The organism is Streptomyces sp. NPDC006134, from assembly GCF_040628835.1.
Taxonomy (GTDB): domain Bacteria; phylum Actinomycetota; class Actinomycetes; order Streptomycetales; family Streptomycetaceae; genus Streptomyces.
Genome location: NZ_JBEXTV010000066.1, coordinates 19,001 through 42,801, shown reverse-complemented (window position 1 = coordinate 42,801; position 23,801 = coordinate 19,001). Strand labels below are relative to the sequence as shown.

Genomic DNA, 23,801 nt, shown 5'->3' with positions numbered 1-23,801 from the left:
GGCGGGGCGCGCCGGGGCCGCACGGGCGTCACGGGCGGGGACGGGCGGGAGGGGACAAGCGGGCGGGAGGGAGCGGGCGGGAGGGGACGGTTACTTGGTCGTGCTCGGCGGCGACAGGGGGGAGGCCGTCAGCGACTGCGGGGACGTCGTGCTGGCGTAGGCCGACGGGGGCGCGACCGCCGCCGCCGGGTCGGCGGCCGGGGTCTCCTCGGCGGGGGCCGTGGCGCCGCCGACGATGGGGATGTCGGCCGCGTCGAAGGCGCGCTTGATGCGCCAGCGCAGTTCGCGTTCGACGGTCAGGGACTTGCCCGGCATCGTCCTGGCGGAGACGCGGACCACCATGGAGTCGAGCAGGACGCTGTCCAGGCCGAGGACCTCGATCGGGCCCCACAGCATCTCGTTCCAGGGCTCCTCCTTGCCCATGCGCTCGCCGACGGCGCCGATGGTCTCCTTGACCTTGTCCAGGTCCTCGCCGGAGCGGACGGTGACGTCCACGCCGGCCGTCGACCAGCCCTGGGAGAGGTTGCCTATGCGCTTGACCTCGCCGTTGCGGACGTACCAGATCTCGCCGTTCTCGCCGCGCAGCTTGGTCACGCGCAGACCGACCTCGATGACCTCGCCGGTGGCCACGCCCGCGTCGATGGTGTCGCCGACGCCGTACTGGTCCTCCAGGATCATGAAGACGCCGGAGAGGAAGTCGGTGACCAGGTTGCGGGCGCCGAAACCGATCGCGACGCCCGCGACACCGGCGGAGGCCAGCAGCGGGGCCAGATTGATCTGGAACGTGGCCAGGACCATCAGGGCGGCGGTGCCCAGGATCACGAAGCTCGCCACCGAGCGCAGGACCGAGCCGATGGCCTGCGAGCGCTGGCGGCGGCGCTCGGCGTTGACCAGCAGGCCGCCCAGCGCGGTGCCGTCCACCGCCTGGACCGTGCGGTTCATGCGGTCTATCAGCTTGGTGATCCCCCGCCGCACCACCGCGCGGAGCACGGCGGCGATCACGACGATCAGCAGGACGCGGAGACCGATCGCGAGCCACGTCGACCAGTTCTCCTCCACCCAGCTCGCGGCGTTCGTCGCGCTCTCCTGGGCGTCCTGGAACGTGGGGACCGACGGGCCCGTCGTCCCGGAGGGCGACGGCGACGGCGACGGCCCGGCGGCCGAGAGGACGGCGGACAGGGACACGGCGGATACCTCCAGGTACGGCGGTCTGCCTCCGGCTCGGAAGCCGAGATCACGAAAAGGTCACCGGAAGGGCAGAAACACCACACTAACGGGGCATCGTGCGCGGGTCGGCCGGTCCGGAGAAGGAGAGACACTGCTCACGCGCGCTTGAACGGGGCGGGGCGCGGGGGATGAATGCGGGTGTGGTCGAAAACACTCTCAGCCCGTTACCGGGACGTGGTGGCGCGTTCACCAGGCATGAGGGGAGACTGACTACGGATCGTCCCGGCGCGAGCCACGCGCCGCCGGCGTACAAGGAGGCACCCGTGCCGCATGTCCTGGTCCTCAACGCGTCGTACGAGCCGCTCGGCGTCGTACCGCTCCGCCGCGCGCTCGTCCTCGTCCTCGAGAACAAGGCCGTCTGCCTCGAGGAGACCGGCGCCTATCTGCACAGCGCGACCGTCACCGTCCCCGCACCCAGCGTGGTCCGGCTCAAGCGTTTCGTGCGGGTCCCCTACCGGGGCCCCGTCCCCCTGACCCGGCGGGCGCTCTTCGCACGCGACGGAGGCCGGTGCATGTACTGCGGGGGCGTCGCGACCAGCGTCGACCACGTCGTCCCGCGCAGTCGCGGGGGCAAGCACGTCTGGGACAACGTGGTGGCCTCCTGCCGCCGCTGCAACCACGTGAAGGCCGACCGCCACCTCGGTGAGATCGGCTGGCGGCTGCGCCACAAACCGGCCCCGCCCACCGGCCTGGCCTGGCGCATCATCGGGACCGGCCACAGGGACCCGCGCTGGCTGCCGTACTTGCAGCCCTACGGCGCGGACGACGCCCTGGCCCGGATCGACGGCATCTCAGCCTGACGGTCCGGGCCTTCGTACGTCCGGGCGGGAGCCAGGGAGCCAGGGAGCCAGGGAGCCAGGGAGGCGGGGGCGGGGGACCGGGTCCGGTGTCAGCGGACCCAGTTCTTCAGCGGTTCGGTGTCGAGGGTGATGCCGACCGGGTCGGGCAGGGCGACCTCCTTGCCGAAGGGCAGCGTCTGCACGGTTTCGTAGCGGACGCCGTCCGGGCGGCTGTGCACCTTGACCTCGCAGGTGTCGCGGTCGATCAGGAGGTAGACCGGGATGCCGGTCTCGGCGTAGACCCGGGGCTTGTCGACGCGGTCGCGCCGGTCGGTGTCGGAGTCGTAGGAGGTGACTTCGACGACCATGAGGACGGGGGTGGGGTCGGCCCATTCGCCCTGTGCCACGAACGCGTCGGCGGGTGCCAGGGAGCCGTCCGGGCGCGCGCGGCCTTCCCGGTACGTCTCGATCCGCAGCCCCTGCGTCGGGTCCAGCCACAGGTCGGGCCGGTGCTGCATGCAGATGCGTGTGAGCCACTGGATGACACGTCCGTGATCGCCGTCGGGCACGGCCTTCCCCCCCAGATGTCCGTTGATGAACTCCAGCCGCGCGCCTTCTATGGTCCGGGCGGCGTGCCGGGCGAGTTCCTCGAACTCGGTGACGAGCATCTGGGGCCGGTCGGCGGTCACGGTCACAGGGTCCTCCTGCTCTTGCGGGGGTCCACGAACCTCAGCGTAGGGGAAGGCCGTCTCGCGGGGGACGGCTTCGGAGCCGGGTCAGGCGTACCGCAGCTCCGCGGGGCCCGCCGTGCGGCGCAGCAGGGGCAGGGCCGTGGCCGCGGCCAGCAGGGAGCAGGCGTAGACCGCCGGCGGGACCAGCAGGGCCCCGTACGGTACGGCGAAGGCGGCGCCGTCGGCGGTGAGCGTGCCGTACCAGACGCCGACCGCCATTCCCCCGGTGCCCGCGAGCAGCAGGGCGGGGGCGAGGGGCAGGGCCGTCTCCAGCAGCAGGGCCCGGTTCAGCACCGCGCGGGGCACTCCGGCGGTGGCCTGGGTGGCGAGGGTGCGGCGACGGGTGGCCAGCGACTCGGCGGTGCCCACGGCCAGGCCGGACAGGGTGACCGCGAGGGCGACGAGGACGGCGCCGCCGGCCAGGTTCAGGCCGGTGGTGTAGTAGGCCATGTCGGCGGCCGGGTACTGCTTGCCGCGCAGGTCGGCGAGCAGGGCCTGCCGGATGCCGGCGAAGCCGGTGCCGGCGACCGTCACCAGCAGGACGGCGGCATGGGTGCGGGCCGCCGCCCACGGGTCGTCGCGCAGCCGTTCCGCCGCGATCAGCACCGCCGCCGTGCGGGCCCGCCGCGCCAGCAGCCGCCCGGTGCGGCGGGCGGTCGCCCCGGCCAGCCACACCGCGCCCGCGCCGACCGCCAGGACCAGGCCGAACACGGTCAGCGGCCCCTGCCAGTGGTTCCGGCCGCCCGAGCCGGCGGCGGTGGCGGTCACGGCCGCCGGGGCCGCCACCGCCACCAGCAGCAGGGCGCCCAGGAACAGCAGTCCCGGGCCGCGTCCCGTGCGCGGGTGCGTCCGCCGTACCCAGCCCAGCGGGGAGGCCACCACCCGGCGCAGCGCGAGCGCGCCCGCCGCCGCGCCCAGCACCGGCACGCCGACGGCGACCAGGGCGATGCCCGCCCAGGCCAGGGCGGTGGGCCGGCTCCACAGGCGCAGCAGGAACAGGACCGCGCCCACGGTGGCGACCGCCGAACCGAGCAGACAGGCCAGCCCGGTCTCCAGCGCGGCGATCCGCCGTACCTGCCAGGGTGCGGCACCGGCCAGCCGGAGTCCGGCCAGGCGCCGGTCGCGGTGCACGGCGCCGATGCGGGTGCACTGGCCGAGGAAGCCCAGCACCGGGACCAGCAGGAGCAGCAGGCCGACGATGACCCCGGAGCGGGTGCCGGGCTCGTCCAGCAGGCCGTGGGCGACGGGGATGGCGTAACCGCCCTGGAGCGAGGCCAGTGCCGCGGCGGGCAGGGCGAGCCCGGTCGCCAGGGCCGCGCCGGCCGCGGTGAGCGCGATCCGCCACCGCTCCCGGCGGTCGGAGCCGCGGGTGAGCTGCCAGGCCAGCCGCAGGTCGGTCTGTACGGGCACGCTCATGCCTCCACCCCCAGCGGGGCCACGGCGCCGTCCCGCACCTGCACCTCGCGGTCCGCGTACGCCGCCACCCGGGCGTCGTGCGTGACCAGCAGGACCGCCGTGCCCGCCTCGCGGGCCGTGTGGGCGAGGGCCGTCATCACCTGTTCGCCCGCCAGTGAGTCCAGCGCCCCGGTCGGCTCGTCCGCGAAGACCACCTTCGGCCCGGTGACCAGAGCCCTGGCCAGCGCGGCCCGCTGCGCCTGGCCGCCGCTCATCTCGCCCGGCCGCGACTCCTCCTGCCCGCGCACCCCAAACCGCTCCAGCCACTCGGCGGCCCTTCGGCGGGCGTCGGCGCGGGCGGTGCCGGCCAGCATCAGCGGCAGCGCCACATTGTCCAGGGCCGTCAGTTCCGGGATCAGCTGCCCGAACTGGAACACCACCCCGAAGTCGGTCCGGCGCAGCTCGCTCAGCCGCTTCTCGGGCAGCTCGTCCAGCCGCTGCCCGCCGTAGGTCACCGACCCGCCGTCGGGGCGGACGATCCCGGCCAGGCAGTGCAGCAGCGTCGACTTCCCGCTGCCGCTGGCGCCGGTGACGGCGAGGATCTCACCGGCGCGCAGCTCCACCGAGGCGCCGCGCAGGGCCTGGGTCCTGCCGTGCGCCTTGGTGAGGTCGCGGGCCGTGAGAAGCGGCTCCGCGGTGTCCCTTGGGCGGGTCATCGGTCTCCCTTGGTGGGCGTCGGTCTTCTTCGGGCGCTCGGCGGGGTCTTCATGCCGCGTCGACCTCCGCGGTCAGGGTGGTGAGCCGGGCCGCCGTCGTGGTCATCCAGCGCAGGTCGGCGTCGAGATGGCTGAGGGCGTAGTCGGCCGAGAGGACGGTCGCCAGGTCCGTGCCCGGGGCCGTCTTGACGGCCGTGAGCTCCCGCATCCGCTCCATGTGGGCGGCGCGCTGGGCGCGCAGGTAGGCCGCCGGGTCGCCGCCTGACAGGATCGCGACGACGACCTTGGCGAAGATCTCGTTGGTGACGAACGGCGCCGGCGGCGCGATCTCGGCGGCCCACCGGGCCAGTTCGCGGGAGCCGTCGTCCGTCATGCGGTACGTCGTCCGCTCGGGGCCGCCGTCGGAGTCGGTGCCCTCGACCTGCGCCAGGCCGTCCCGGACCAGGCGCTGGAGGGTCGTGTAGACCTGCCCGTAGGCCAGCGGACGGGCCTGCGGGAAACGTTCGTCGTGGCGTCGCTTGAGGTCGTAGCCGTGGCTCGGCCCGGAGGCGAGCAGTCCCAGCAGGATGTGGCGGGTGCTCATGGAGATCAGTATGCACTGGCTACATGTACTGAGTGAATAGTGGAGGGCGGGAAAGTACGGGGACTTTTTGGGGGCGTGCGGGGGAGCAGTGGGGGCGTGTGGGGACTTTCGGGGGCGTGGGGGGACGTGCGGGCCGGCCGGTCAGTCCGCGACCGCGTACGCCTCCACCGACCACAGCGAGTATCCGTACCGCGTGGCCCGCTTCTCGCCCTCCACGCGCACGTACCGCACGTCCCGCTCGTCCATGCGGACGGTCTCCCGCCCGCCGCGGCCGTCCCGCACCGTCGCCGCCGTGCGCCAGCGGCGGCCGTCCGCCGAGACCTGGACGCGGTACGCCGACGCGTACGCGTCCTGCCAGTGCAGCACGACCCGCCCCAGACGCACCGGGCGGTCCAGCTCCACCTGCCACCAGGCGCCGTCGTCCGCCGGGGACGACCAGCGCGTCCGGGGGTCGCCGTCGTTGGCGGCCGGTGCCGGGAAGTCGGGTGTCTCGTCGCCGGAGGAGCTCGCCGTGCCGGTGCGGGCCAGGTCGGGCCCGGCGGTGCGCGGGAAGGCGCGGACGGTGAGGGTGCGGCTCGTCCCGCCGAAGGCGAGCCGCACGTCGTACGACCGGGAGGGCGTCCCCGGCGCGACGCTCACCTCGACCGGGACCTCCAGCGCCTGGCCGCGGTGGAGGACCAGCGGGGCCTGCGGGACGCGGACCCGGACGCCCTCGGGGGCGTCGGCGGTGAGCGTGCCCCGGACGTCGGACGGCCGCAGCGCGCCCAGCCGGACCGTCAGGCGCCCGGTGCCGCCGATCTCGGCGTCCGTCTGTGCGCGGTCCAGGTCCAGGGAGGCGTCGGCCACGTCACCGAACCAGGGGACGACGTGACGTACCCGGGACGCGTCCGGGCCGGTGACGCGGACGGCGTCGGCCCGGGTGGCGGAGGTGAGCGGGGCGCCGGCGGGGCGGGCGGGCGCGGTGCCCGGCGTCCGGCCGGGGCCGGGCGGGGTGAGTTCCGTGGCGCCGCTCGGGTGCAGGGGACCGAGGCGCCGCCAGCCCTGGCCGGGGACGTGGACCTCCACGTCGCCGCCGGTGCCGGGGTCGGCGAGCACCGTCACGGCGGCCAGGGGGCGGGCGTGGGGGAAGCGGACGGACGTGCGATCGTCCGTGCGGTCGTCGGCCTGGCCGTCCGTGGGGTCGTCCGCCCGGTCGTCCGCGCGGCCATCGGCTTGGTTGTCCGTCTGGTCGTCCGCACGGCCGCCGGATCGGCCGTCCGCCCGGTCGTCCGCGCGGGCGGCGGGATCGCGGTCCAGGCCCGCCCACGCCTCGTACGCCTGCTGCGCCCGCCGCAGGAACACGTCCAGCACGCCCTTGCCGACCGTCACCCGGGCCGCCGACAGCCGCTCGCGCAGGCCGGCCAGGTCCCGGTACGCCGTCCAGGCCGCAGCCGCGTCGCCCGCGCGTTGCGCGCGCAGCATGTCCAGCGCCCTCGTGCCCGCCTCGCCGTAACGGGCCAGCTGCTGCGACCAGGGGGCGATCTCGCTGCCCAGGCCGCCCCGCCCGAGCCGGCGCGGCAGCTCGCGCAGCAGCGCGAACTCCTCGCGCAGGCGCACGGCGGACCCGTCGTCCGTCCCGGCGGCGGCGTGGGCCCGCCAGAAGCCGTCGATCAGCGGGCGCAGGTACGCCGACTCCTCGGTGCCCAGGACGGAGGACGCGTCGTTGCCGGCGAGGGCGGACAGGGCCTTCTCGCGGGCCGCGTTCCCGCCCGCGAGGTCGCCGATCGCCGCCCGCCAGGACTGCGCGGGGCGGTAGGCGCGCGGGTTCCAGGCGTAGTCGGCGGCGGTGAACAGCGGGATCCGGGACGCCTCCGCCTGCTCCATCGCGTTGGCCAGCAGGGCGGCCGAGCCGGTGGCGACGGCCGGTTCGCGGCCCTGGTAGGGGCCGAGGAAGACCCGGCCGGGCGCGTAGTCGTTGACGGGGTAGTTGTCCATCGTGACCAGCGGATGCCCGAACACGTCCCGGGTCCGCGCCAGTTCGCGGCCGGTGATGGTCCGGGGGACCACGCCGACGCCGGTCCACGCCACCTGCACGTCCGCGTCCAGGGCCGAGGCCAGCGCCCGGCGGTAGGCGGTGGAGCCGTCCTGGTAGTACTCGGTCGGCATCACCGCCAAGGCGGCGGCCCCGGGGTGGCGCTCCGTCAGGTGCCGGGCCACCGCGTTCACCACGTGCGCCTGCGCGCGCGCCGCCGCCTCGGGGCCGGAGCCGAACCGCTCCGCGTCCACCTCGCAGTGCCACTCGCTGTAGCTGACGTCCTGGAACTGGAGCTGGAAGGCGCGGAAGCCCAGCGCCCACATCGCGTCCAGCTTGCGCGTCAGCGCCCGCACGTCCTCGTCCGACGCGAAGCACATCGCCTGTCCCGGCGCCACCGCCCAGGCGAGCGTGACGTGGTTGCGCCGGGCCCGCTCGGCCAGCTCCCGGAACTCCGCGCGCTGCGCGGCCGGGTAGGGCTCGCGCCAGCGGGCCTGCCGGTAGAGGTCGTCACCGGGGGCGTACAGGTAACGGTTCTGCTTGGTGCGGCCCATGAAGTCGAGCTGGGCCAGCCGCTGCGCGTGCGTCCACGGGGTGCCGTAGAAGCCCTCGGTGACGCCGCGCACGGCGGTGCCGGGCCAGTCGCGGACGTCGACGGCCGTGATCGTGCCGTCGGCGCGCACCAGCTGGCGCAGCGTCTGCACGGCGTGGAACAGGCCGTCCTCGCCGGTGCCGGTGAGCGTGACGGCGCCGCGGCCGACGGTCAGGCGGTAGCCGCCGGAGGGCAGGCCGTGCCGGGTGCCGTCGCCGGACGGCTCCGTCCGCGCGCGCACCACCAGGGCCCCGGCGGGGGGCTTCTCGCCGGCGTGGAGAGAGGTGACCGTGCGCGCCCCGGCCCGGCGCAGCAGTGTGCTCAGGGCGGTGAGGGCGTACGGGTCCGCCGCCGGGTCGGCGATCAGGGCGACTTCGTCGGTTACGGGGACGGGCGTGCCGTTCGCCCGCAGGGACTGCGGGCGCGGCCAGACCGCGACGCCGCCGGACTCGGACGCGTCGGGCGTGCCTGGTGTATCCGGCGTGTCGGGCGTGTCGGGTGACGTGGTCGCCGTACCCGGGGACGGCGGGGCCGCCACGGCGGCGGGCGCGGCCCCCAGGGTTCCGGCGAGGACGGCGAACGCGAGGGCGGCCGCCCCCTTTCTGCGCCGTGGCTGCACGGGCCCCCTCCTGGTCGCTGGTCCTCCGCTCCGCTGGTGGAGCACACCGGTGTCGTACGTCCGTCGTATCGAGGGATCGAGCCCACCATCCCTGCGGTGAACGTGTCAACGACAGTGGCCGCAGTGACTGAATTGCCGGGAAACATTGCCGGGTGCCCGACAGGGCTCACGAGGTCCCGGGCCGGGAATCCGTGCCGGGTGTGGCGGTCGGGTGGGACGGCCGGGGGTGACGGTCGGGCAGGACGGTCGGGCAGGACGGCGGGGCGGGACAGCCGGGTGGGACAGCCGGGTGTGACCAGGAGCACGTTGTCCGTTCGGGGGCGTCTGGCCGCGCGCCCACTGGGTAGGGCTGCCGTAACCCGCAAAGTCACGCCGACACACGCTCAGCCGTGAGACACAGGACACGTCCAGCCGTACGACACGCCCAGGCACGCCCCGCCGTGCCCGACAAGGAGGCCCCCGTGGCTGCACCGGCACACCTCAGGCTCCCGTCCCCGTCCAAACCCGTGGCGGAGCCCTCCGCCGAACCCGGCATCCCCCACCTGTGCGCCTTCGGCGCGGAAGGCGGCTGCGCCGAGCCCCCGCTGACCAGCGAGCCGCCGCTGCCCGACGCCGAGCCCCTCACCAGTGAGCCGCCGTTCGCCGACGCCACGCCGCTGACCAGCGAGTCCTCGCCCGAGCTCACGGCCTTCGTGCCCGAGCAGGGCGGCCCGTCCTTCGCCGTCCCGGAACCCATGGGGCGCTAGATGACCGCGCCCCGGCCGGCCGAACCCCCCACCGAGGACCTGTCGCGCCTCGCCGAACTGCACGGCGTCGCCCCCTCCTACAGCCCCTCACCGGGCCGTACGGTCACCGCCTCGGCCACCGCCGTCACCCTCGCCCTGGCCGCCCTCGGCGTCGACGCGGGCACGCCCGGGGCCGTACGCGCCGCGCTCACCGCCCGCGAACGGCACCTGCGCGAACGGCTGCTGCCGCCGACGGTGGTGTGGTGGCACGGCGGCGGCACACCGGCCGCCCTGGCCGCGCTGCCCGAGGGCACCCGGCTGCGCGTCACCACCGAGCAGGGCGAGACCCGCGCCGGCCCCGAGGGGCTCCCGCCCGGCGTCCACCGGCTGACCGCCACCGCCCCCGACGGGCGGACGGCCGACGTCCACCTGATCGTCGCCCCGGCCCGGCTGCCCCTGCCCGAACACCGTTCGTACGGGCTGCTCGTCCAGCTCTACTCCCTCCTGTCCCGCCGCTCCTGGGGCATGGGCGACCTGGGCGACCTCGCCGAGCTGGCCTCCTGGGCCGGACGCGCCCTCGGCGCCGGGTTCGTCCAGGTCAACCCGCTGCACGCGGCCGTGCCCGGCGCCCCCACCGACCCCTCCCCCTACCGGCCCTCCTCCCGCCGCTTCCCCGACCCGGTCCACCTGCGGATCGAGGACGTCCACGAGTTCGCCCATGTCACCGGCGACGAGGCGGCGCGGTCGCTGGGGGCGCTGCGGGAGCGGGCCGCACGGCTGCGGGAGGCCGTGCTGGACAAGGGCGCCCTGATCGACCGGGACGCGGTGTGGGAGCTGAAGCGGCAGGCGCTGGAACTGCTGGACGAGGTGCCCCTCGGGCCGGGCCGGCGCGCGGCCTACCGCGACTTCCTCGCCGAGCAGGGCCAGGCGCTGGAGGACCACGCCACCTGGTGCGCCCTCGCCGAGGTGCACGGCTCCGACTGGCACCACTGGCCGGCCGCCCTGCGCGACCCCCGTTCGAGTGAGACGGCCCGTGCCCGCGCCGAGCTGCAAGGCCGCGTCGACTTCCACCGCCGGCTGGCCTGGCTCACCGACGCCCAACTGCGCGCCGCCCAGCGCGCCGCCCGGGAGGCGGGGATGCCGGTCGGCGTCGTGCACGACCTCGCGGTGGGCGTGCACCCCCAGGGAGCCGACGCCTGGGCCCAGCAGGACCACTTCGCCGCCGGGATGTCGGTGGGCGCCCCGCCGGACGCCTTCAACGCCCGCGGCCAGGACTGGGGGCTGCCGCCCTGGCGCCCGGACCGGCTGGCCGCCTCCGGCTACGCGCCCTTCCGGCAGCTCCTGCGCGCCCTGTTCCGCTACGCCGGCGCCCTGCGCATCGACCACGTGATGGGCCTGTTCCGGCTGTGGTGGGTGCCGCGCGGCCACCCGCCGACGGAGGGCGCCTACGTCCGCTACGACGCCGAGGCCATGCTCGCCGTCCTGGTGCTGGAGGCCACCCGCGCCGGGGCCGTGGTGATCGGCGAGGACCTGGGGACGGTGGAGCCCGGCGTGCGCGAGGCGCTGCGCGAGCGCGGGGTGCTCGGCACGTCGGTGCTGTGGTTCGAGCGGGACTGGACGGGCGACGGCCGCCCCCTGCCCCCGGAGCGCTGGCGCGCCGACTGCCTGGCCACCGCCACCACCCACGACCTGCCGCCCACCGCCGCCCGCCTCACCGGCGAGCACGTCGAACTCCGCGACCGCCTCGGCCTGCTGGCCCGCCCCCGGGAACGGGAGGCGGCGGAGGCCGCCGCCGACACGGGGGAGTGGCTGGCGCTGCTCGCCCGGCTCGGCCTGCTGCACGGCACCGGCGGGGACGCCGGGGCCGCCTCGGAGGAGGCCGGGATCCAGGCCGTCCACCGCTTCCTGGCGCGCACCCCCGCCCGGATGGTCGGCGTCTGGCTCCCGGACGGGGTCGGCGACCGCCGCCCGCAGAACCTGCCCGGCACCTGGGACCAGTACCCGAACTGGCGCCTGCCGGTCGCCGACGCCGAGGGGCGCCCCGTGACGCTGGAGGAACTGGCGGCGTCCCCGAGGCTGCGGGCGCTGATCGGCGCCGTCCGGGAGGACGCCGGCGGCTCCGCCGGCCCGTCCGGTGGCTGAGATGCCGCCGCCCGGTCCGGAGCGGTGCGTTCCGGGGGCGGCGGCACCACGGCACGGTCCCCGTACGGCACCCCGGGCGCGCGGCCCGTCCGGCCGTTCGCTAACTTGGGCACCGTGGACAAGAAGAACGCCCTGCGCGCCGGCACCCTGGCCGCCGGTACGACGCTGATGATGCTGCTCATGTCGTCCCCCGCGCTCGCGCTGACCCGCGACGACGGTGACGACCCCGGCACGGGCCTGAGCGTCATCGAGACGCTGGGCCTGTTCGTCTTCGCCCCCATCGTGCTCTTCCTGGTCATCGCGGGCCTGGTCATGGTCCTGGACCGGTCGCAGGAGAAGCACCGGGTGACCAGCCGGAACGTCAAGACCAAGGCCACCGCCAAGGCCTGACCGGTTCTCACCGGTCCTCATCGGTCCTCATCGGTTCTTATAGGTCTTTACCGGTTCTCATCGGTCCTTACCGGCTCTCACCGGGACGTTCCGCGCCGGGCCGCCCGCCACCCGCGGATTCCGCCGAGGGCGCCGGCCTCGCCGCACGTACATGCATCCGCCGTACGGTGACGAGGCCGGCGCCCTCGGCGTGTTCGCGTCCGGTCGGGTCAGGGGTCCGGAGCCGGTCGTGTGAGGAGTCCGGCGCGAGTCGTGTCAGGTGGCCGGCGTGAGTCGTGTCAGGTGACCGGAGCGGGGCGTGTCAGGGGCTCGGAGAGGTCAGGTAGCGCTGCAGGGTGGGCGCCAGCCACGCCACCACCTCCTCGCGGGCCAGCGCGACGGTCGGCGGGAGCCGCAGCACGTAGCGGGTGAGCGCCAGCCCGAGCAACTGCGAGGCGACCAGCGCCGCACGCGCCGGCGCCTGCTCGGGGTCCGGGCACGCCTGGCGGGCGACCGGCAGCAACTGGTCCCGGAAGACGCCCTGCATGCGCTCGGCCCCCGCCTGGTTGGTGACACCGACCCGGAGCAGGGCCGTGAAGACCTCGTTGTTCCGCTCCCACAGGCTCAGGAAGTGCGTCACGAGGGCGTGGCCGACCTCGTGCCGGGGGAGAGGGGCCAGATCGGGCAGCTTCAGGTCGACGGCGACGGCCGCCGCGAAGAGGCCCTCCTTGCTGCCGTAGTAGCGCATCACCATCGACGGGTCGATCCGCGCGTCCTTGGCGATGGCGCGGATGGTGGCCCGCTCGTAGCCATCGGTGGCGAAGCGCTCGCGGGCGGCGTCGAGGATGGCGGCGCGGGTGGCGCCGGAGCGCTGGGTGGGCGCCGGTCGGGCGGGAGCTGGTCGGGCGGTAGCTGGAGGCTTGGCATCGGGCATGGCGACAAGCCTAGGTGAGTCTGCCAACGGGTGTGGGCCAACATTGGTGGGCCAACGCCGGTAGGTCAACGTCGACAGGCCCACACCGGTAGGCCAACGTCAGTCGGCCAACGCTTGCAGGCCAACACCGGTAGGCCAACGTCGACAGGCCCACATCGGTAGACCAACGCTCGCAGGCCCACATCGGTAGGCCAACGCTCGCAGGCCAACAGTGGTATGCCAACGCCCGCGGGCCAACAACCGTTGACCTCTTCCCCCGGCACTCCCTACCCTTGTCTACAAGCGTTGGCAAACACCTGTTGGCGCGCTGGGACCCAGGGAGGCCACCATGAACGGCACCACCCACCCCGTCCTCGTCGTCGGCGCCGGCCCCACCGGTCTGCTCCTGGCCGGCGACCTCGCCGCCGCGGGCGTACCCGTCACCGTCCTCGAAAAGCGCCCCCGCAAGATCAGCAACCTCTCCCGCGCCTTCGTCCTGCACGCCCGCACCCTCGAACAGCTCGACGTCCGTGGCCTGGCCGACGGCCTGGAAGTCGTGGGCCGCCCCCTCGACCGGCTCCGCCTCTTCGGCCGGCTCACCGTCGACCTCACCGCCCTCCCCTCCCGCTTCAACCACCTCCTCGTCATCCCGCAGTACGAGGTCGAACGGGCTCTGGCGCGGCGCGCGGCGGACGCGGGTGCGCGGTTCCGGTACGAGACCGAGGTGACCGGGCTGGCCCAGGACGCCGACGGCGTGACCGTGGTGGTCCGCGGGCCCGGCGGGCAGCGGGCCGAGGAGCTGCGGGCGGCGTACGTCGTCGGCGCCGACGGGATGCGCAGCACCGTGCGTACGGCCGTCGGCCTGTCCTTCCCCGGCCGTCCGGTCATCCGCTCCGTCGTCCTGGCCGACGTACGGCTCGCCGAGGAGCCCGGGTCGCTGCTCACCGCCGACGCCGTGGGCGACGCCTTCGCCTTCCTCGCGCCCTTCGGCGACGGTTACCACCGGGTGATCGGCTGGCACCGCGGCCGGAACGTCCCCGACGGCGAGCCGCTCGACCTGGCGGAGGTCAAGGAGATCACCCGGCTCGCCCTCGGCCGTGACTTCGGCATGCACGACGCCCGCTGGATGTCCCGCTTCCACAGCGACGAGCGCCAGGCGCCCGCCTACCGCGTGGGCCGGGTCTTCCTCGCCGGGGACGCGGCGCACGTCCACACCCCGGCCGGCGGGCAGGGAATGAACACCGGCCTGCAGGACGCGGCCAACCTGAGCTGGAAGCTGGCGGCCGTCCTCCACGGGCACGCGTCCGACGGGCTCCTCGACACCTACCAGGCCGAACGCCACCCCGCCGGCAGGACGGTACTCCGCAGCAGCGGCGGCATCATCCGCCTCGCCATGGCCAAACGCCCCTGGACGCTGGCGCTGCGCGCGGCGCTCACCACCGCCTTGGACCACGTCGGCCCGGTCCGCCGCGCGGTGGCCGCCCAGGTCACCGGCATCGGCTACAAGTACGCCGCTCCCCGGGGCTCCCACCCCCTGACCGGCCGGCGCGTCCCGGACGTCGCCCTCGCCGCCGGCGGCCGGCTCCACGAGGCCCTGCGGGGCGGGCGGTTCGTGCTCATCACCCCGAAGTCGCACGGGTCGCTTGGATCACGCGAGGCGCAGAAGTCGCACGAGCCGCACGAATCACACGGGCCACACGAGTCGCACGAGTCGCACGAGTCGCACGAGCCGCACGGGCCGTACGAGGAGTGGGGCGGGCGCGAGGGGCGGCTGGCCGTGGCGCGCTGGGCGAGCGACCGCCGTACGGCCGTCCTGGTGCGGCCCGACGGATACGTGGCCTGGGCGGCGGAGGCCCCCGACGCGCGGTCGGTCGAGGCGGCGGTCGCCGCCCACGTGGGCTGAGCGGTCACACGGATCGAGTGGCCGAGCGGATCGAGTGGCCGAGCGGATCGAGTGGCCGAGCGGATCGAATGGCCGGGCGGATCGAGTGGCCGGGCGGATCGAATGGCCGGGCGGATCGAGTGGTCACGCGGGCTGAGTGGCCCGGCTACCGCTCCGTCGCGGCCAGCAGTTCGCGCAGCAGTGCGGCCAGCTGGTCCGCCTTCTCCTCCTCCAGGGCGGACAGGGCTTCCGTCTGCACGGCGAGCCCCGTGCCGACCGCCTCGTCGACCAGCTCCAGCCCTCGCCCGGTGAGCGTGACCTGGAGTCCGCGCCGGTCGTGCGGGTCGGGGGAGCGCCGCAGCAGTCCCGCCCGCTCCAGCTTGTCCAGACGCCCCGTCATGCCGCCGGTGGTGAGCATGAGCGTCGCCGAGAGTTGCCGGGGAGAGAGCGTGTACGGCTCACCCGAGCGGCGCAGCGTCGCCAGGACGTCGAACTCCCCGCGCGAGATCCCGTAGCGGGCGTATGCCTTCTCGATCCGGTCCCCCATCGCGCGGGAGAGCCGGTGGATGCGGCCGAAGACCTCCATGGCGGCGGTGTCCAGATCGGGGCGTACGGCCGCCCACTGGCCGACGATCGCGTCGACCGGGTCCCTGTGCCGTTCGGGGCGTTCGCTCATGGCACGAGTATCGGCCGCGTCCCGGTCGGCCGCAAGAAAGTAGCTTGACGGAAACTTGCTTAGAACTAAGCTACTTAATGCCGACCTTCCTGGTCGGCCCTCTGTCCGGACGCCGGGCACGGACACCTGCCGCTTCGGATCCCGAAGGGTGCCCCCATGGCCACCGCCCGCACCGCCCGCACCGCCCGCACCGACCGTGCCGCCCTCATCGCCCTGACCGCCCTCGCCCCGGTCTCCTGGGGCACCACCTACGCCGTCACCACCGAGTTCCTCCCGCCCGGCCGCCCCCTGTTCACCGGCCTCATGCGCGCCCTGCCCGCCGGTCTGCTGCTCCTCGCCCTGGCCCGGGTGCTGCCGCGCGGCGCCTGGTGGTGGAAGACGGCGGTCCTGGGTGCGCTCAACATCGGCGCCTTCTTCCCGCTGCTGTTCCTGTCCGCCTACCGGTTGCCGGGCGGCATGGCCGCCGCCGTCGGCTCGGCCGGGCCGCTGTTCGTGGTGGGCCTGTCGGCCGTACTGCTGGGCCGGCGGCCGACCCTCCGTTCCGTCCTCACCGGCGTCACCGCCGCGTTCGGCGTCAGCCTCGTCGTGCTCCGGGCGGCCGGGGAGCTGGACGCGCTCGGCCTGCTGGCGGCCCTCGCCTCCACCGCGTCCATGTCCACGGGCACCGTGCTCACCCAGCGGTGGGGCCGCCCCGACGGCGTCGGCCCGCTGGCGCTCACCGGCTGGCAGCTGACCGCCGGCGGCCTGCTCATCGCCCCGCTCGCCCTCCTGGCCGAGGGTGCGCCGCCCGCGCTGGACGGCCGGGCGGCCGGCGGCTACCTCTACCTGGCGCTGGTGAACACGGCGGTCGCGTACTGGCTGTGGTTCCGCGGCATCGGCCGGCTCACCGCCACGCAGGTCACCTTCCTCGGCCCGCTGTCGCCGCTGACCGCCGCGGCCGTCGGCTGGGCGGCCCTCGGCCAGGCCCTCACCCCGGCGCAACTGGTGGGCATGGCACTGGCGTTCGGGGCGACGGTGGCCGGACAGCTCACGCCGCGCGCGGTGCCACCCGCGACGGCACCCGTGGTGCCGGTACGGGAGGCCCCATCTTTCAGTTCCAGTGAAAGAAATGATCGAAAAGATTCGATGGACGTGACAGATCCGGCGCTGCGACGGTAGGGACACCGCTTTCCCCGCCTTCCAGTGAAAGGACATCCGTGGCCGTCGTCGCCGACCGGACACCCGCCCCTGCTTCCCCCGCCGTACCCGCCGCGCGGGCGTCGGCCCCCCTTCTCGGCATCGCGCTCGCCGCGCTCGCCACCCTCGTCTGGTCCGGCAGCTTCGTCACCTCCCGCGCCCTGGCCGACGACGTGCCGCCCATCCAGCACGCGTTCTGGCGCTGGGTGGTGGCGCTCGCCGCCGTGGCCCCGTTCGGCGCCCGCCAGGCCTGGCGGCAGCGGGAACTGATCCGCCGCCACCTCGGCTTCGTGCTCCTCGCCTCCCTCCTCGGCGTCGCCGCCTACAACACCCTCGTCAACCAGGCCGGACTCACCACCCCCGCCGCCAACATGGGCATGATCATGGCCGCGTCACCCGTGCTGATGGCGGTGTTCGAGCGGGCGGGCGGCGTACGGCTCGGCGGCCGTCGCGTCGCCGGGCTGCTGATCGCCTGCGGGGGCGTGCTGCTGCTGGTCGGCGGGGGAGGAGGCCGGGCCGCGTTCGGCGCCGGGGACCTGTGGATGCTCGTCGCCGCCTGCTGCTTCGGCTCCTACAGCGCGCTGCTGCGCCACCGGCCCGCCGAACTCGGCGGCGCCGCCTTCCTCTTCACCACCTTCCTCACCGGCGCCCTCATGCTGCTGCCCGTCCAGGGCGTCAGCCTCGCCGTCCAGGGCGGCTTCACACCCACGCCCGGCACGGTGCTGCCGCTGCTGTACGTCGGTGTCGCCTCCTCGGCGGTCGCCTTCTTCGCCTGGAACAAGGCGATCGCCCTCGTCGGGCCGACCCGCGCGGGCGTCGTCTACTACCTCCAGCCGGTCTGCGTGTCCCTGCTGTCCTGGGCGCTGCTGGCCGAGCCCACCGGCTGGGCGCAGGCGCTGTGCATGGCGCTGATCCTGGGCGGAGTGATGCTGGGGGCCGGATCCCGCCGGTGAGCCGGGTCCGCCGGTGAGCCGGGTCTGCCCGTGAGCCGGGCCTGACGGTGAGCCGGGCCCCACCACCGCCCGGGCCCCATCACCGCCCGGAGCGGGCCACCGCCCAGGGCGGGCCACCGGCGGGATGCGGCACCGATAGGTTGCGGCCATGCCGTCACGAAGGCCCGAGTGGGACATCCGGAAGCTGCACATCCTGCGGACGCTGCGGGAGCGGGGGACCGTGACCGCGACGGCCGAGGCGCTGCGCATGACCCCGTCGGCCGTCTCCCAGCAACTGACGAACCTCTCCCGGCAGCTCGGGGTCGAACTCCTGCGGGCCCAGGGCCGCCGGGTGCTGCTGACGGACGCCGCCCGGCTGGTGCTGCGGCACGCCGAGGCCGTGTTCGAGCAACTGGAACGCGCGGACGCCGCGTTGGCGGCCTACGTCGACGGCGAGGCCGGCGAGGTCCGGGTGGGCGCCTTCTCCACCGCCGTACCCGCCCTCGTCGTACCGGCCGTGACCGCGCTGCGGGCCACGTACCCCGGCATCGAGGTGCGGGTGCGCGAGGCGGAGGCGCAGGAGGCGTACGAGCTGCTGGCCGCCGGGGAGGCGGACCTCGCCCTGTCCCTGGCGGCCCAGGCGCCCAGCGCCGCCGACCCGCGCTTCAGCCGGGTGGTGCTGCTCGCCGATCCCCTGGACGTCGCCCTGCCCCACGACCACCCGCTGGCCCGCGCGGAGCGGCTGCGGCTGGCCGACCTCGCCACCGAGCCGTGGATCTTCGGCGGCAGCGGGCCCTGGTCGGACATCACCCGCGCGGCGTGCGAGGCGGCCGGGTTCCGGCCGTACCAGGGGCACGCGGCGGTCGGCTGGACGGCGATCCTGGCGATGGTCGAGGCGGGCATGGGCGTGGCGCTGGTGCCGCGGATGGCGGCCGAGCGGCGGGACGGCGTGGTGATGCGGGAACTGTCCGCGGACCGCCCGGTCCGGCACGTGGTCGCGGCGGTCCGCAAGGGGGCCGGGGAGGGCACGGCGGTGGGGAGGGTGGTGGCGGCGCTGCGGACGGCCGCGGCCTCCGCCCGGGGCGGCCCTCAGGCCCCGCCGGCCGCGGGGTAAGGGCTCAGCATGGTGTCGAAGTAACCCTCGGGAGCGCCTTCGAGGTAGTCCGGCAGACGGTCCAGGAAGGCCCGCAGGTGCGGGAGCGCGTTGTGCCGGTCCAGGTCCTCCTGGGAGCGCCAGACCTCGTAGAGGAAGAACCGGCCGTCCTCGTGCTCGTGCAGGTGGTACTGGAGGTTCCCCTCCTCCCGCCGGGTGGGTTCCACGAAGGAGGAGAGGATCCGCCTGACCTCGTCGGCGCGCTCCGGCCGGGGGCGCAGGAACGGGTAGAGGGAGACGGCCTACTGGTGGGCCCGCGTATTCGACTGTCGCCAGTTCTCGACCTGGGCTGGGGTGGGTGACGCTCCGTGGCTGAAAAGGTCTACCTCTTCGGAAGACGCCTCGACGGCGTGAGCGCTGCTGTTTAGGATCATGCGCACGCATCGCGTGTCGGTCACCGGCTGAGTGAGGCATGGAGATCATTACCCTCGATTCGTCAGCGGGTTTCGGTTGCTGAATGGTGCGACTGTTCGCCCGTAATGTCCTCTGTCAGCGGAGGGCGGGCCGTCGCGTGACGCCGCGGGGTGCGCCGGGTTCCACGGGCCCGGAGACTGCGGGTTCTCCTCCTTCCTGGCGGTCACAGCCTGCTCGTCGCGTTCGGCGACCCGCCGCGCGGGGACCTGCAGGCTGAAGCCGAGCCGGTGCATCAGCCTCGTCGCGCCCGAGACGCTGGAGGAGAGGTGGAACGTCCTGCCGGTCAGCGTGGCCACCTCAGCGGCGGTTCACACCTGGTCCTCCACCCAGCCGTGCGCGGCCGGGCCCTGCTCGAGATACCCGGCGAGCTTTTCCAGGCAGCGCGGCGACAGACGGCACCGCGACCCGCTCGGGCCACGGGAGGCCAGAGCCTGGCGGCCGCCGTCCCGCCACGACTGGCGCCACTGGCAGGCCGGTATCAGGCTCACCCGCAGACGCCTTGCGGCCTCCGGCGGCTTGATCTCCTGCTCGGACAGCTCGGCCGCCGGCATCCGTACCGCTTCCCGGCGCTGCCGCCCCGCAGAGGTCAGCCCGCCCCCATTCGCATACCTCACACAGCACGGGATGCAGCCACCACTCCAGGCCCTTCAGGGATTTCGCCAAAGATTCATCCTGACGAGCCGAAGTCAGTAACTGATGAGCAGGCTGAGGCATACGGGAGGTTCGCCGAGGAGTCACGCGTCCGGAGCTGGAGCGGTCCTTCTGCCTAGACGACGCCGACCGTGACCTGATCGCGCCGCGGCGTACGAAGTACCACCAACTTGGCTTCTCCCCCCAGATGCGCACGGTGCGGTACATCGGGCTGTTCCTGGAGGACCCGCTCGTGGTGCCGTGGCCGGTGGCCGAGCACCTGACCGCACAGCTCGGTCTCGAGGGCCCGTCGCGCGTGAAGCAGTACACGGAGCGGCGGCAGACGCTGTACGGCCACGCCTTCCCGACCGCCCTCGCTGCCATCGAGTACTTCGCCGGCCAGAGCCCGAACGGGCTGGTCCCCCTTACCTGCAACGAGCTCCAGCACCTGTTCACGACCCTCACCGCGAAGCCGCGCACCGGCTCTGCTGGTCCCTCTGGCGACGACGCCAGGCCGCAGCCCGGACCTGCCGCTACCAACGGCAGACCCCCGATCGACATGAAGACCAAGATCTACGGCCGGAATACCAAAGTCAGCCAGAGATTGGCTGACTTCTTATCGGACTGGGCGATCACTCCCGCTGTAGAGTCGGAGCGATATTTGCCGGGTCAACTAGCCAGGGGGACAGTGTGAAGAAATCGGTAGCATCCGTACTTTCTGTGGTAGCCGCTTCCGCTGCTCTTGTCGCAGTTTCCGTAGCTCCGGCTCAAGCAGACGAAGGTAACTGGCGCCTGACGGGCAGCGGGCTCTTTTTCGATACGGGTAACGGGGACCGGAAGAGCCCGTACGGATATTCCTATGGTGGCGACTTCCGAACCTGCGTCACAACCAGCTCGAACACTGCCAAGACGTATAAGTTGTACGAGTGGGACTCGACTAACACGGACGACTTGGTGGACTCGGTCTTCACCAACCTTGGCGATTCTACTAACTGCATCGTCTGGTCAAACATCGGCGGGTTCGTGGATGGATCAGACGGCACAGCGGAATTCTATCTAGTCGCAGTGGACAGTGGTGCAGATTCAGCCAGGCTCTACGACTGACACTCAGCCCGAATCCACCGTCCTGATTCACGGGTGACCGTTTCGGTCTCCCGGGTGCCGGTAGTCGGCACGAGGGCGTGCGGCATCTGCTGGTCTGCCCAGCTCTTCCGCGGTCGCACGAAGGAGGAAAAACCTCCCGGCCACGCGCCCAGGGGTTCAGCGGGGCTCAGCGGAACTCACGGGATGCCGCAGAAGAGGGGCGTTCGCGGTGTCGTCATGCTCCGACGCCAGGAGCTGCCACCCGTGTGAGGTTCAAGCCCGCCGCGCGTGAGGCACGTCACGCAGGGCCCGTGAGCCGGCGCGGTGACGGGCGGGTGCCTCCGGGACCCGCTGCGGCGGCCTCCCGGACGCGAGCGGGGGCGCCCGGCACGACACCGGACGCCCCCGCTCCAGGCATCTACTCGGCCGCAGCCGCCGCGTCCGCCGCCTGCGCCTTCAGCGCGCGCTCCACGCCCGCGCGGGACTCGGAGACGAGCCGCCGCAGGGCTGCGTTCGGCTCGGCGGCGGCCAGCCAGGCGTCCGTCCGGTCCAGCGTGTCCCGCGTGACCTGCACCGACGGATACAGGCCGACCGCGATCTGCTGGGCGATCTCGTGGGACCGGGACTCCCAGACACCCTTGAGCACCTCGAAGTACCGCTCCGTGTACGGCGCCAGCAGCTCGCGCTGGTCGGTCTGGACGAAGCCGGAGATGACCGCCTCCTGGACGGCGTTGGGCAGCTTGTCGGAGTCCACGACCGACGCCCACGCCTCCGCCTTGGCCTCGGGCGTCGGACGGGCCGCCCGTGCGGTGGCCGCGTGCCGCTCACCGGCGGCCGTCCTGTCCCGCTCGTACTCGGCGGCGATGTCCTCCTCGCCGAACCGGCCCACCGCGGCGAGCCGCTGCACGAACGCCCAGCGCAGCTCGGTGTCGACGGCCAGGCCCTCCACCGACTGCGACCCGTCCAGCAGGCCCTCCAGCAGATCGAGCTGCTCCGGCGTGCGGGCCGTCGCCGCGAAGGCGCGCGCCCACGCCAGCTGGTGGTCGCCGCCCGGGGCGGCGGCGCGCAGATGGGCCAGCGTCGCCTCCGTCCAGCGGGCGAGCAGCGTCTCGCGGGCGGAGGGGTCGGCGTACAGGTCGATCGCCAGCTTCACCTGGCGGTGCAGCGACTGCACGACGCCGATGTCGGACTCCTTGCCGATGCCGGACAGCACCAGGGAGAGGTAGTCGCGGGTGGCGAGTTCCCCGTCCCGGGTCATGTCCCAGGCCGACGCCCAGCACAGGGCGCGCGGCAGCGACTCCGTGAAGTCGCCGAGGTGTTCGGTGACGGCGGCCAGCGACCGCTCGTCCAGGCGCACCTTGGCGTAGGACAGGTCGTCGTCGTTGAGCAGCACCACGGCCGGGCGGCGCTTGCCGGCGAGCTGCGGTACGGCCGTCAGCTCGCCGTCGACGTCCAGCTCGACCCGCTCGGTGCGCACCAGCTTGCCGCTCGCGTCGAGGTCGTAGCAGCCGACCGCGATCCGGTGCGGGCGCAGCGTCGGCTCGCCCTTGGCACCCGCCGGGAGCGCCGGGGCCTCCTGGCGGATCGCGAAGGAGGTGACGACACCGTCGGCGTCCGTCTCGATCTGCGGGCGCAGCACGTTGATGCCGGCCGTCTCCAGCCACGCCTTCGACCAGGTCTTCAGATCACGCCCGGAGGTCTCCTCCAGGGCGCCCAGCAGGTCCGACAGGCGCGTGTTGCCGAACGCATGGCGCTTGAAGTACGCCTGCACGCCCCGGAAGAACTCGTCCTCGCCGACGTAGGCGACGAGCTGCTTGAGCACGGAGGCGCCCTTGGCGTACGTGATGCCGTCGAAGTTGACGAGCACGTCGTCCAGGTCGCGGATGTCCGCCATGATCGGGTGCGTGGACGGGAGCTGGTCCTGCCGGTACGCCCAGGTCTTCATGGAGTTGGCGAACGTGGTCCACGAGTGCGGCCAGCGCGAGCCGGGCGCGGCGGCCTGGCAGGCGATCGACGTGTAGGTGGCGAACGACTCGTTCAGCCACAGGTCGTTCCACCACTCCATGGTGACCAGGTCGCCGAACCACATGTGGGCCAGCTCGTGCAGGATGGTCTCCGCCCGCATCTCGTACGCCGCGTCCGTCACCTTCGACCGGAACACGTACTGGTCGCGGATGGTCACCGCACCGGCATTCTCCATCGCGCCCGCGTTGAACTCCGGCACGAAGAGCTGGTCGTACTTCTCGAACGGGTACGCGTAGTCGAACTTCTCCTGGAACCAGTCGAAGCCCTGCCGGGTCACCTCGAAGATCGCGTCCGAGTCCAGGAACTCCGCGAGCGAGGGACGGCAGTAGATGCCCAGCGGGACGCTCTGGCCGTCCTTCTCGTACACGCTGTGCACCGAGTGGTACGGGCCGGCGATCAGCGCCGTGATGTACGTCGAGATGCGCGGCGTCGGCGCGAACTCCCAGACGTTGTCCTTGGGCTCGGGGGTGGGCGAGTTGGAGACGACCGTCCAGCCCTCCGGCGCCCTCACGGTGAACCGGAAGGTCGCCTTCAGGTCCGGCTGCTCGAAGCTCGCGAAGACCCGGCGGGCGTCCGGCACCTCGAACTGCGTGTACAGGTAAGCCTGGTCGTCGACCGGGTCGACGAACTTGTGCAGGCCCTCACCGGTGTTGGTGTACGCGCAGTCGGCGACCACGCGCAGGATGTTGCGGCCCTGGAGCAGGCCCGGCAGGGCGATCCGGGAGTCCCGGAAGACCTCGGCGGGGTCGAGGGAGTCCCCGTTGAGGGTCACCTCCCGCACGGCCGGTGCCACCAGGTCGATGAACGACTCCGCACCTCCCTCGGCGACGTCGAAGCGCACGGTGGTCACGGACCGGAAGGTGTCCCCCTCCTGCGCGCCGGAGAGATCGAGCTCGATCTCGTACGAGTCCACGGTGAGCAGCTTCGCCCGCTGCTGCGCCTCTTCGCGAGTCAGGTTTGTGCCAGGCACGCGGTCATCTCCTCGTTATGGGTGGGTCTGCGTCATCCTTCCACGGCAGGGGCGCGCG

Annotated in this window: 20 protein-coding genes and 1 pseudogene; 9 read left to right on the top strand and 12 right to left on the bottom strand. The window is 73.6% G+C overall.

Annotated elements, in window-relative coordinates; genetic code table 11:
- Positions 1 to 90: 90 nt before the first annotated feature.
- Positions 91 to 1,185: a mechanosensitive ion channel family protein gene (locus ABZ340_RS31370; protein ID WP_358785254.1), complete on the bottom strand. Its 1,095-nt coding sequence runs from the start codon at positions 1,183 to 1,185 to the stop codon at positions 91 to 93.
- 305 nt (positions 1,186 to 1,490) lie between these two features.
- On the opposite strand from ABZ340_RS31370, the gene ABZ340_RS31365 reads away from it, so the two are divergent.
- Positions 1,491 to 2,027, top strand: coding sequence for an HNH endonuclease (locus ABZ340_RS31365; protein ID WP_358785253.1), 537 nt, complete (start codon positions 1,491 to 1,493; stop codon positions 2,025 to 2,027).
- Positions 2,028 to 2,116: 89 nt separating this feature from the next.
- Here the strand turns inward: ABZ340_RS31365 and ABZ340_RS31360 are convergent, their stop codons facing one another.
- From ABZ340_RS31360 to ABZ340_RS31340, 5 genes are all read right to left on the bottom strand, one after another.
- Positions 2,117 to 2,701, bottom strand: coding sequence for a Uma2 family endonuclease (locus tag ABZ340_RS31360; protein ID WP_358785252.1), 585 nt, complete (start codon positions 2,699 to 2,701; stop codon positions 2,117 to 2,119).
- Positions 2,702 to 2,782: 81 nt separating this feature from the next.
- Positions 2,783 to 4,153, bottom strand: coding sequence for an FtsX-like permease family protein (locus ABZ340_RS31355; RefSeq protein ID WP_358785251.1), 1,371 nt, complete (start codon positions 4,151 to 4,153; stop codon positions 2,783 to 2,785).
- The gene (locus tag ABZ340_RS31350; protein WP_358785250.1) at positions 4,150 to 4,848 is read right to left on the bottom strand and encodes an ATP-binding cassette domain-containing protein; all 699 of its coding nucleotides are present in this window, start codon (positions 4,846 to 4,848) and stop codon (positions 4,150 to 4,152) included. The genes ABZ340_RS31355 and ABZ340_RS31350 overlap by 4 nt, the downstream gene beginning before the upstream one ends.
- A 49-nt stretch (positions 4,849 to 4,897) precedes the next feature.
- Positions 4,898 to 5,431 carry a PadR family transcriptional regulator gene (locus ABZ340_RS31345; protein ID WP_358785249.1) on the bottom strand — a complete coding sequence of 178 codons (534 nt, stop codon included), beginning with the start codon at positions 5,429 to 5,431 and terminating at the stop codon, positions 4,898 to 4,900.
- Between the two features lie 141 nt (positions 5,432 to 5,572).
- Positions 5,573 to 8,653, bottom strand: a complete 3,081-nt coding sequence (locus ABZ340_RS31340; protein WP_358785248.1) for a beta-N-acetylglucosaminidase domain-containing protein — start codon at positions 8,651 to 8,653, stop codon at positions 5,573 to 5,575.
- 461 nt (positions 8,654 to 9,114) lie between these two features.
- On the opposite strand from ABZ340_RS31340, the gene ABZ340_RS31335 reads away from it, so the two are divergent.
- The 3 genes from ABZ340_RS31335 to ABZ340_RS31325 all read left to right on the top strand — a co-directional run bounded on the left by ABZ340_RS31335 (position 9,115) and on the right by ABZ340_RS31325 (position 11,910).
- On the top strand, positions 9,115 to 9,399 hold the full coding sequence (locus ABZ340_RS31335) for a hypothetical protein (RefSeq protein ID WP_358785247.1): 285 nt from the start codon (positions 9,115 to 9,117) through the stop codon (positions 9,397 to 9,399).
- Positions 9,400 to 11,520, top strand: a complete 2,121-nt coding sequence (gene malQ / locus ABZ340_RS31330) for a 4-alpha-glucanotransferase (RefSeq protein WP_358785246.1) — start codon at positions 9,400 to 9,402, stop codon at positions 11,518 to 11,520. It abuts the gene before it with no gap.
- A gap of 114 nt (positions 11,521 to 11,634) precedes the next feature.
- Positions 11,635 to 11,910, top strand: coding sequence for a hypothetical protein (locus ABZ340_RS31325; RefSeq protein ID WP_358785245.1), 276 nt, complete (start codon positions 11,635 to 11,637; stop codon positions 11,908 to 11,910).
- Positions 11,911 to 12,211: 301 nt separating this feature from the next.
- Here ABZ340_RS31325 and ABZ340_RS31320 read toward each other — a convergent pair whose 3' ends face one another.
- Entirely contained in the window at positions 12,212 to 12,823 is a 612-nt protein-coding gene (locus tag ABZ340_RS31320; RefSeq protein WP_358785244.1) for a TetR family transcriptional regulator, read from the bottom strand.
- A gap of 328 nt (positions 12,824 to 13,151) precedes the next feature.
- Between ABZ340_RS31320 and ABZ340_RS31315 the strand changes: the two genes are divergently transcribed.
- A complete protein-coding gene (locus tag ABZ340_RS31315) occupies positions 13,152 to 14,705 on the top strand; it encodes an FAD-dependent monooxygenase (RefSeq protein ID WP_358785243.1) in 1,554 nt (517 codons plus the stop codon).
- 145 nt (positions 14,706 to 14,850) lie between these two features.
- On the opposite strand, the gene ABZ340_RS31310 is transcribed toward ABZ340_RS31315, so the two are convergent.
- Complete coding sequence (locus ABZ340_RS31310; RefSeq protein WP_358785242.1) at positions 14,851 to 15,360, bottom strand: MarR family transcriptional regulator; 510 nt, start codon at positions 15,358 to 15,360, stop codon at positions 14,851 to 14,853.
- A gap of 156 nt (positions 15,361 to 15,516) precedes the next feature.
- Between ABZ340_RS31310 and ABZ340_RS31305 the strand changes: the two genes are divergently transcribed.
- From ABZ340_RS31305 to ABZ340_RS31295, 3 genes are all read left to right on the top strand, one after another.
- Positions 15,517 to 16,518, top strand: coding sequence for an EamA family transporter (locus tag ABZ340_RS31305; protein ID WP_358785241.1), 1,002 nt, complete (start codon positions 15,517 to 15,519; stop codon positions 16,516 to 16,518).
- A gap of 38 nt (positions 16,519 to 16,556) precedes the next feature.
- The gene (locus ABZ340_RS31300) at positions 16,557 to 17,489 is read left to right on the top strand and encodes a DMT family transporter (RefSeq protein WP_358785240.1); all 933 of its coding nucleotides are present in this window, start codon (positions 16,557 to 16,559) and stop codon (positions 17,487 to 17,489) included.
- 148 nt (positions 17,490 to 17,637) lie between these two features.
- The gene (locus tag ABZ340_RS31295; RefSeq protein ID WP_358785239.1) at positions 17,638 to 18,582 is read left to right on the top strand and encodes a LysR family transcriptional regulator; all 945 of its coding nucleotides are present in this window, start codon (positions 17,638 to 17,640) and stop codon (positions 18,580 to 18,582) included.
- Here ABZ340_RS31295 and ABZ340_RS31290 read toward each other — a convergent pair.
- From ABZ340_RS31290 to ABZ340_RS31280, 3 genes are all read right to left on the bottom strand, one after another.
- Complete coding sequence (locus tag ABZ340_RS31290) at positions 18,558 to 18,842, bottom strand: putative quinol monooxygenase (RefSeq protein WP_358785255.1); 285 nt, start codon at positions 18,840 to 18,842, stop codon at positions 18,558 to 18,560. The two genes, ABZ340_RS31295 and ABZ340_RS31290, sit on opposite strands and share 25 nt — an antisense overlap.
- A 201-nt stretch (positions 18,843 to 19,043) precedes the next feature.
- The gene (locus ABZ340_RS31285) at positions 19,044 to 19,331 is read right to left on the bottom strand and encodes a winged helix-turn-helix domain-containing protein (RefSeq protein ID WP_358785238.1); all 288 of its coding nucleotides are present in this window, start codon (positions 19,329 to 19,331) and stop codon (positions 19,044 to 19,046) included.
- Positions 19,332 to 19,343: 12 nt separating this feature from the next.
- The gene (locus tag ABZ340_RS31280) at positions 19,344 to 19,649 is read right to left on the bottom strand and encodes a helix-turn-helix domain-containing protein (RefSeq protein WP_358785237.1); all 306 of its coding nucleotides are present in this window, start codon (positions 19,647 to 19,649) and stop codon (positions 19,344 to 19,346) included.
- A 51-nt stretch (positions 19,650 to 19,700) separates the two neighbouring features.
- On the opposite strand from ABZ340_RS31280, the pseudogene ABZ340_RS31275 reads away from it, so the two are divergent.
- Positions 19,701 to 20,029 (top strand): annotated as a pseudogene (locus tag ABZ340_RS31275) (DUF4158 domain-containing protein); the annotation flags it as partial.
- 1,137 nt (positions 20,030 to 21,166) lie between these two features.
- Here the strand turns inward: ABZ340_RS31275 and pepN are convergent.
- Entirely contained in the window at positions 21,167 to 23,743 is a 2,577-nt protein-coding gene (pepN, locus tag ABZ340_RS31270) for an aminopeptidase N (RefSeq protein WP_358785236.1), read from the bottom strand.
- Positions 23,744 to 23,801 lie beyond the last annotated feature (58 nt).

What these genes read in the sequence shown, in the direction of transcription:
- ABZ340_RS31315 (WP_358785243.1), top strand. Translation starts at nt 13,152, where the DNA reads ATGAACGGCACCACCCACCCCGTCCTCGTCGTCGGCGCCGGCCCCACC.
- ABZ340_RS31310 (WP_358785242.1), bottom strand. Translation starts at nt 15,360, where the DNA reads ATGAGCGAACGCCCCGAACGGCACAGGGACCCGGTCGACGCGATCGTC.
- ABZ340_RS31345 (WP_358785249.1), bottom strand. Translation starts at nt 5,431, where the DNA reads ATGAGCACCCGCCACATCCTGCTGGGACTGCTCGCCTCCGGGCCGAGC.
- ABZ340_RS31355 (WP_358785251.1), bottom strand. Translation starts at nt 4,153, where the DNA reads ATGAGCGTGCCCGTACAGACCGACCTGCGGCTGGCCTGGCAGCTCACC.
- ABZ340_RS31350 (WP_358785250.1), bottom strand. Translation starts at nt 4,848, where the DNA reads ATGACCCGCCCAAGGGACACCGCGGAGCCGCTTCTCACGGCCCGCGAC.
- ABZ340_RS31320 (WP_358785244.1), bottom strand. Translation starts at nt 12,823, where the DNA reads ATGCCCGATGCCAAGCCTCCAGCTACCGCCCGACCAGCTCCCGCCCGA.
- ABZ340_RS31305 (WP_358785241.1), top strand. Translation starts at nt 15,517, where the DNA reads ATGGCCACCGCCCGCACCGCCCGCACCGCCCGCACCGACCGTGCCGCC.
- ABZ340_RS31295 (WP_358785239.1), top strand. Translation starts at nt 17,638, where the DNA reads ATGCCGTCACGAAGGCCCGAGTGGGACATCCGGAAGCTGCACATCCTG.
- malQ (WP_358785246.1), top strand. Translation starts at nt 9,400, where the DNA reads ATGACCGCGCCCCGGCCGGCCGAACCCCCCACCGAGGACCTGTCGCGC.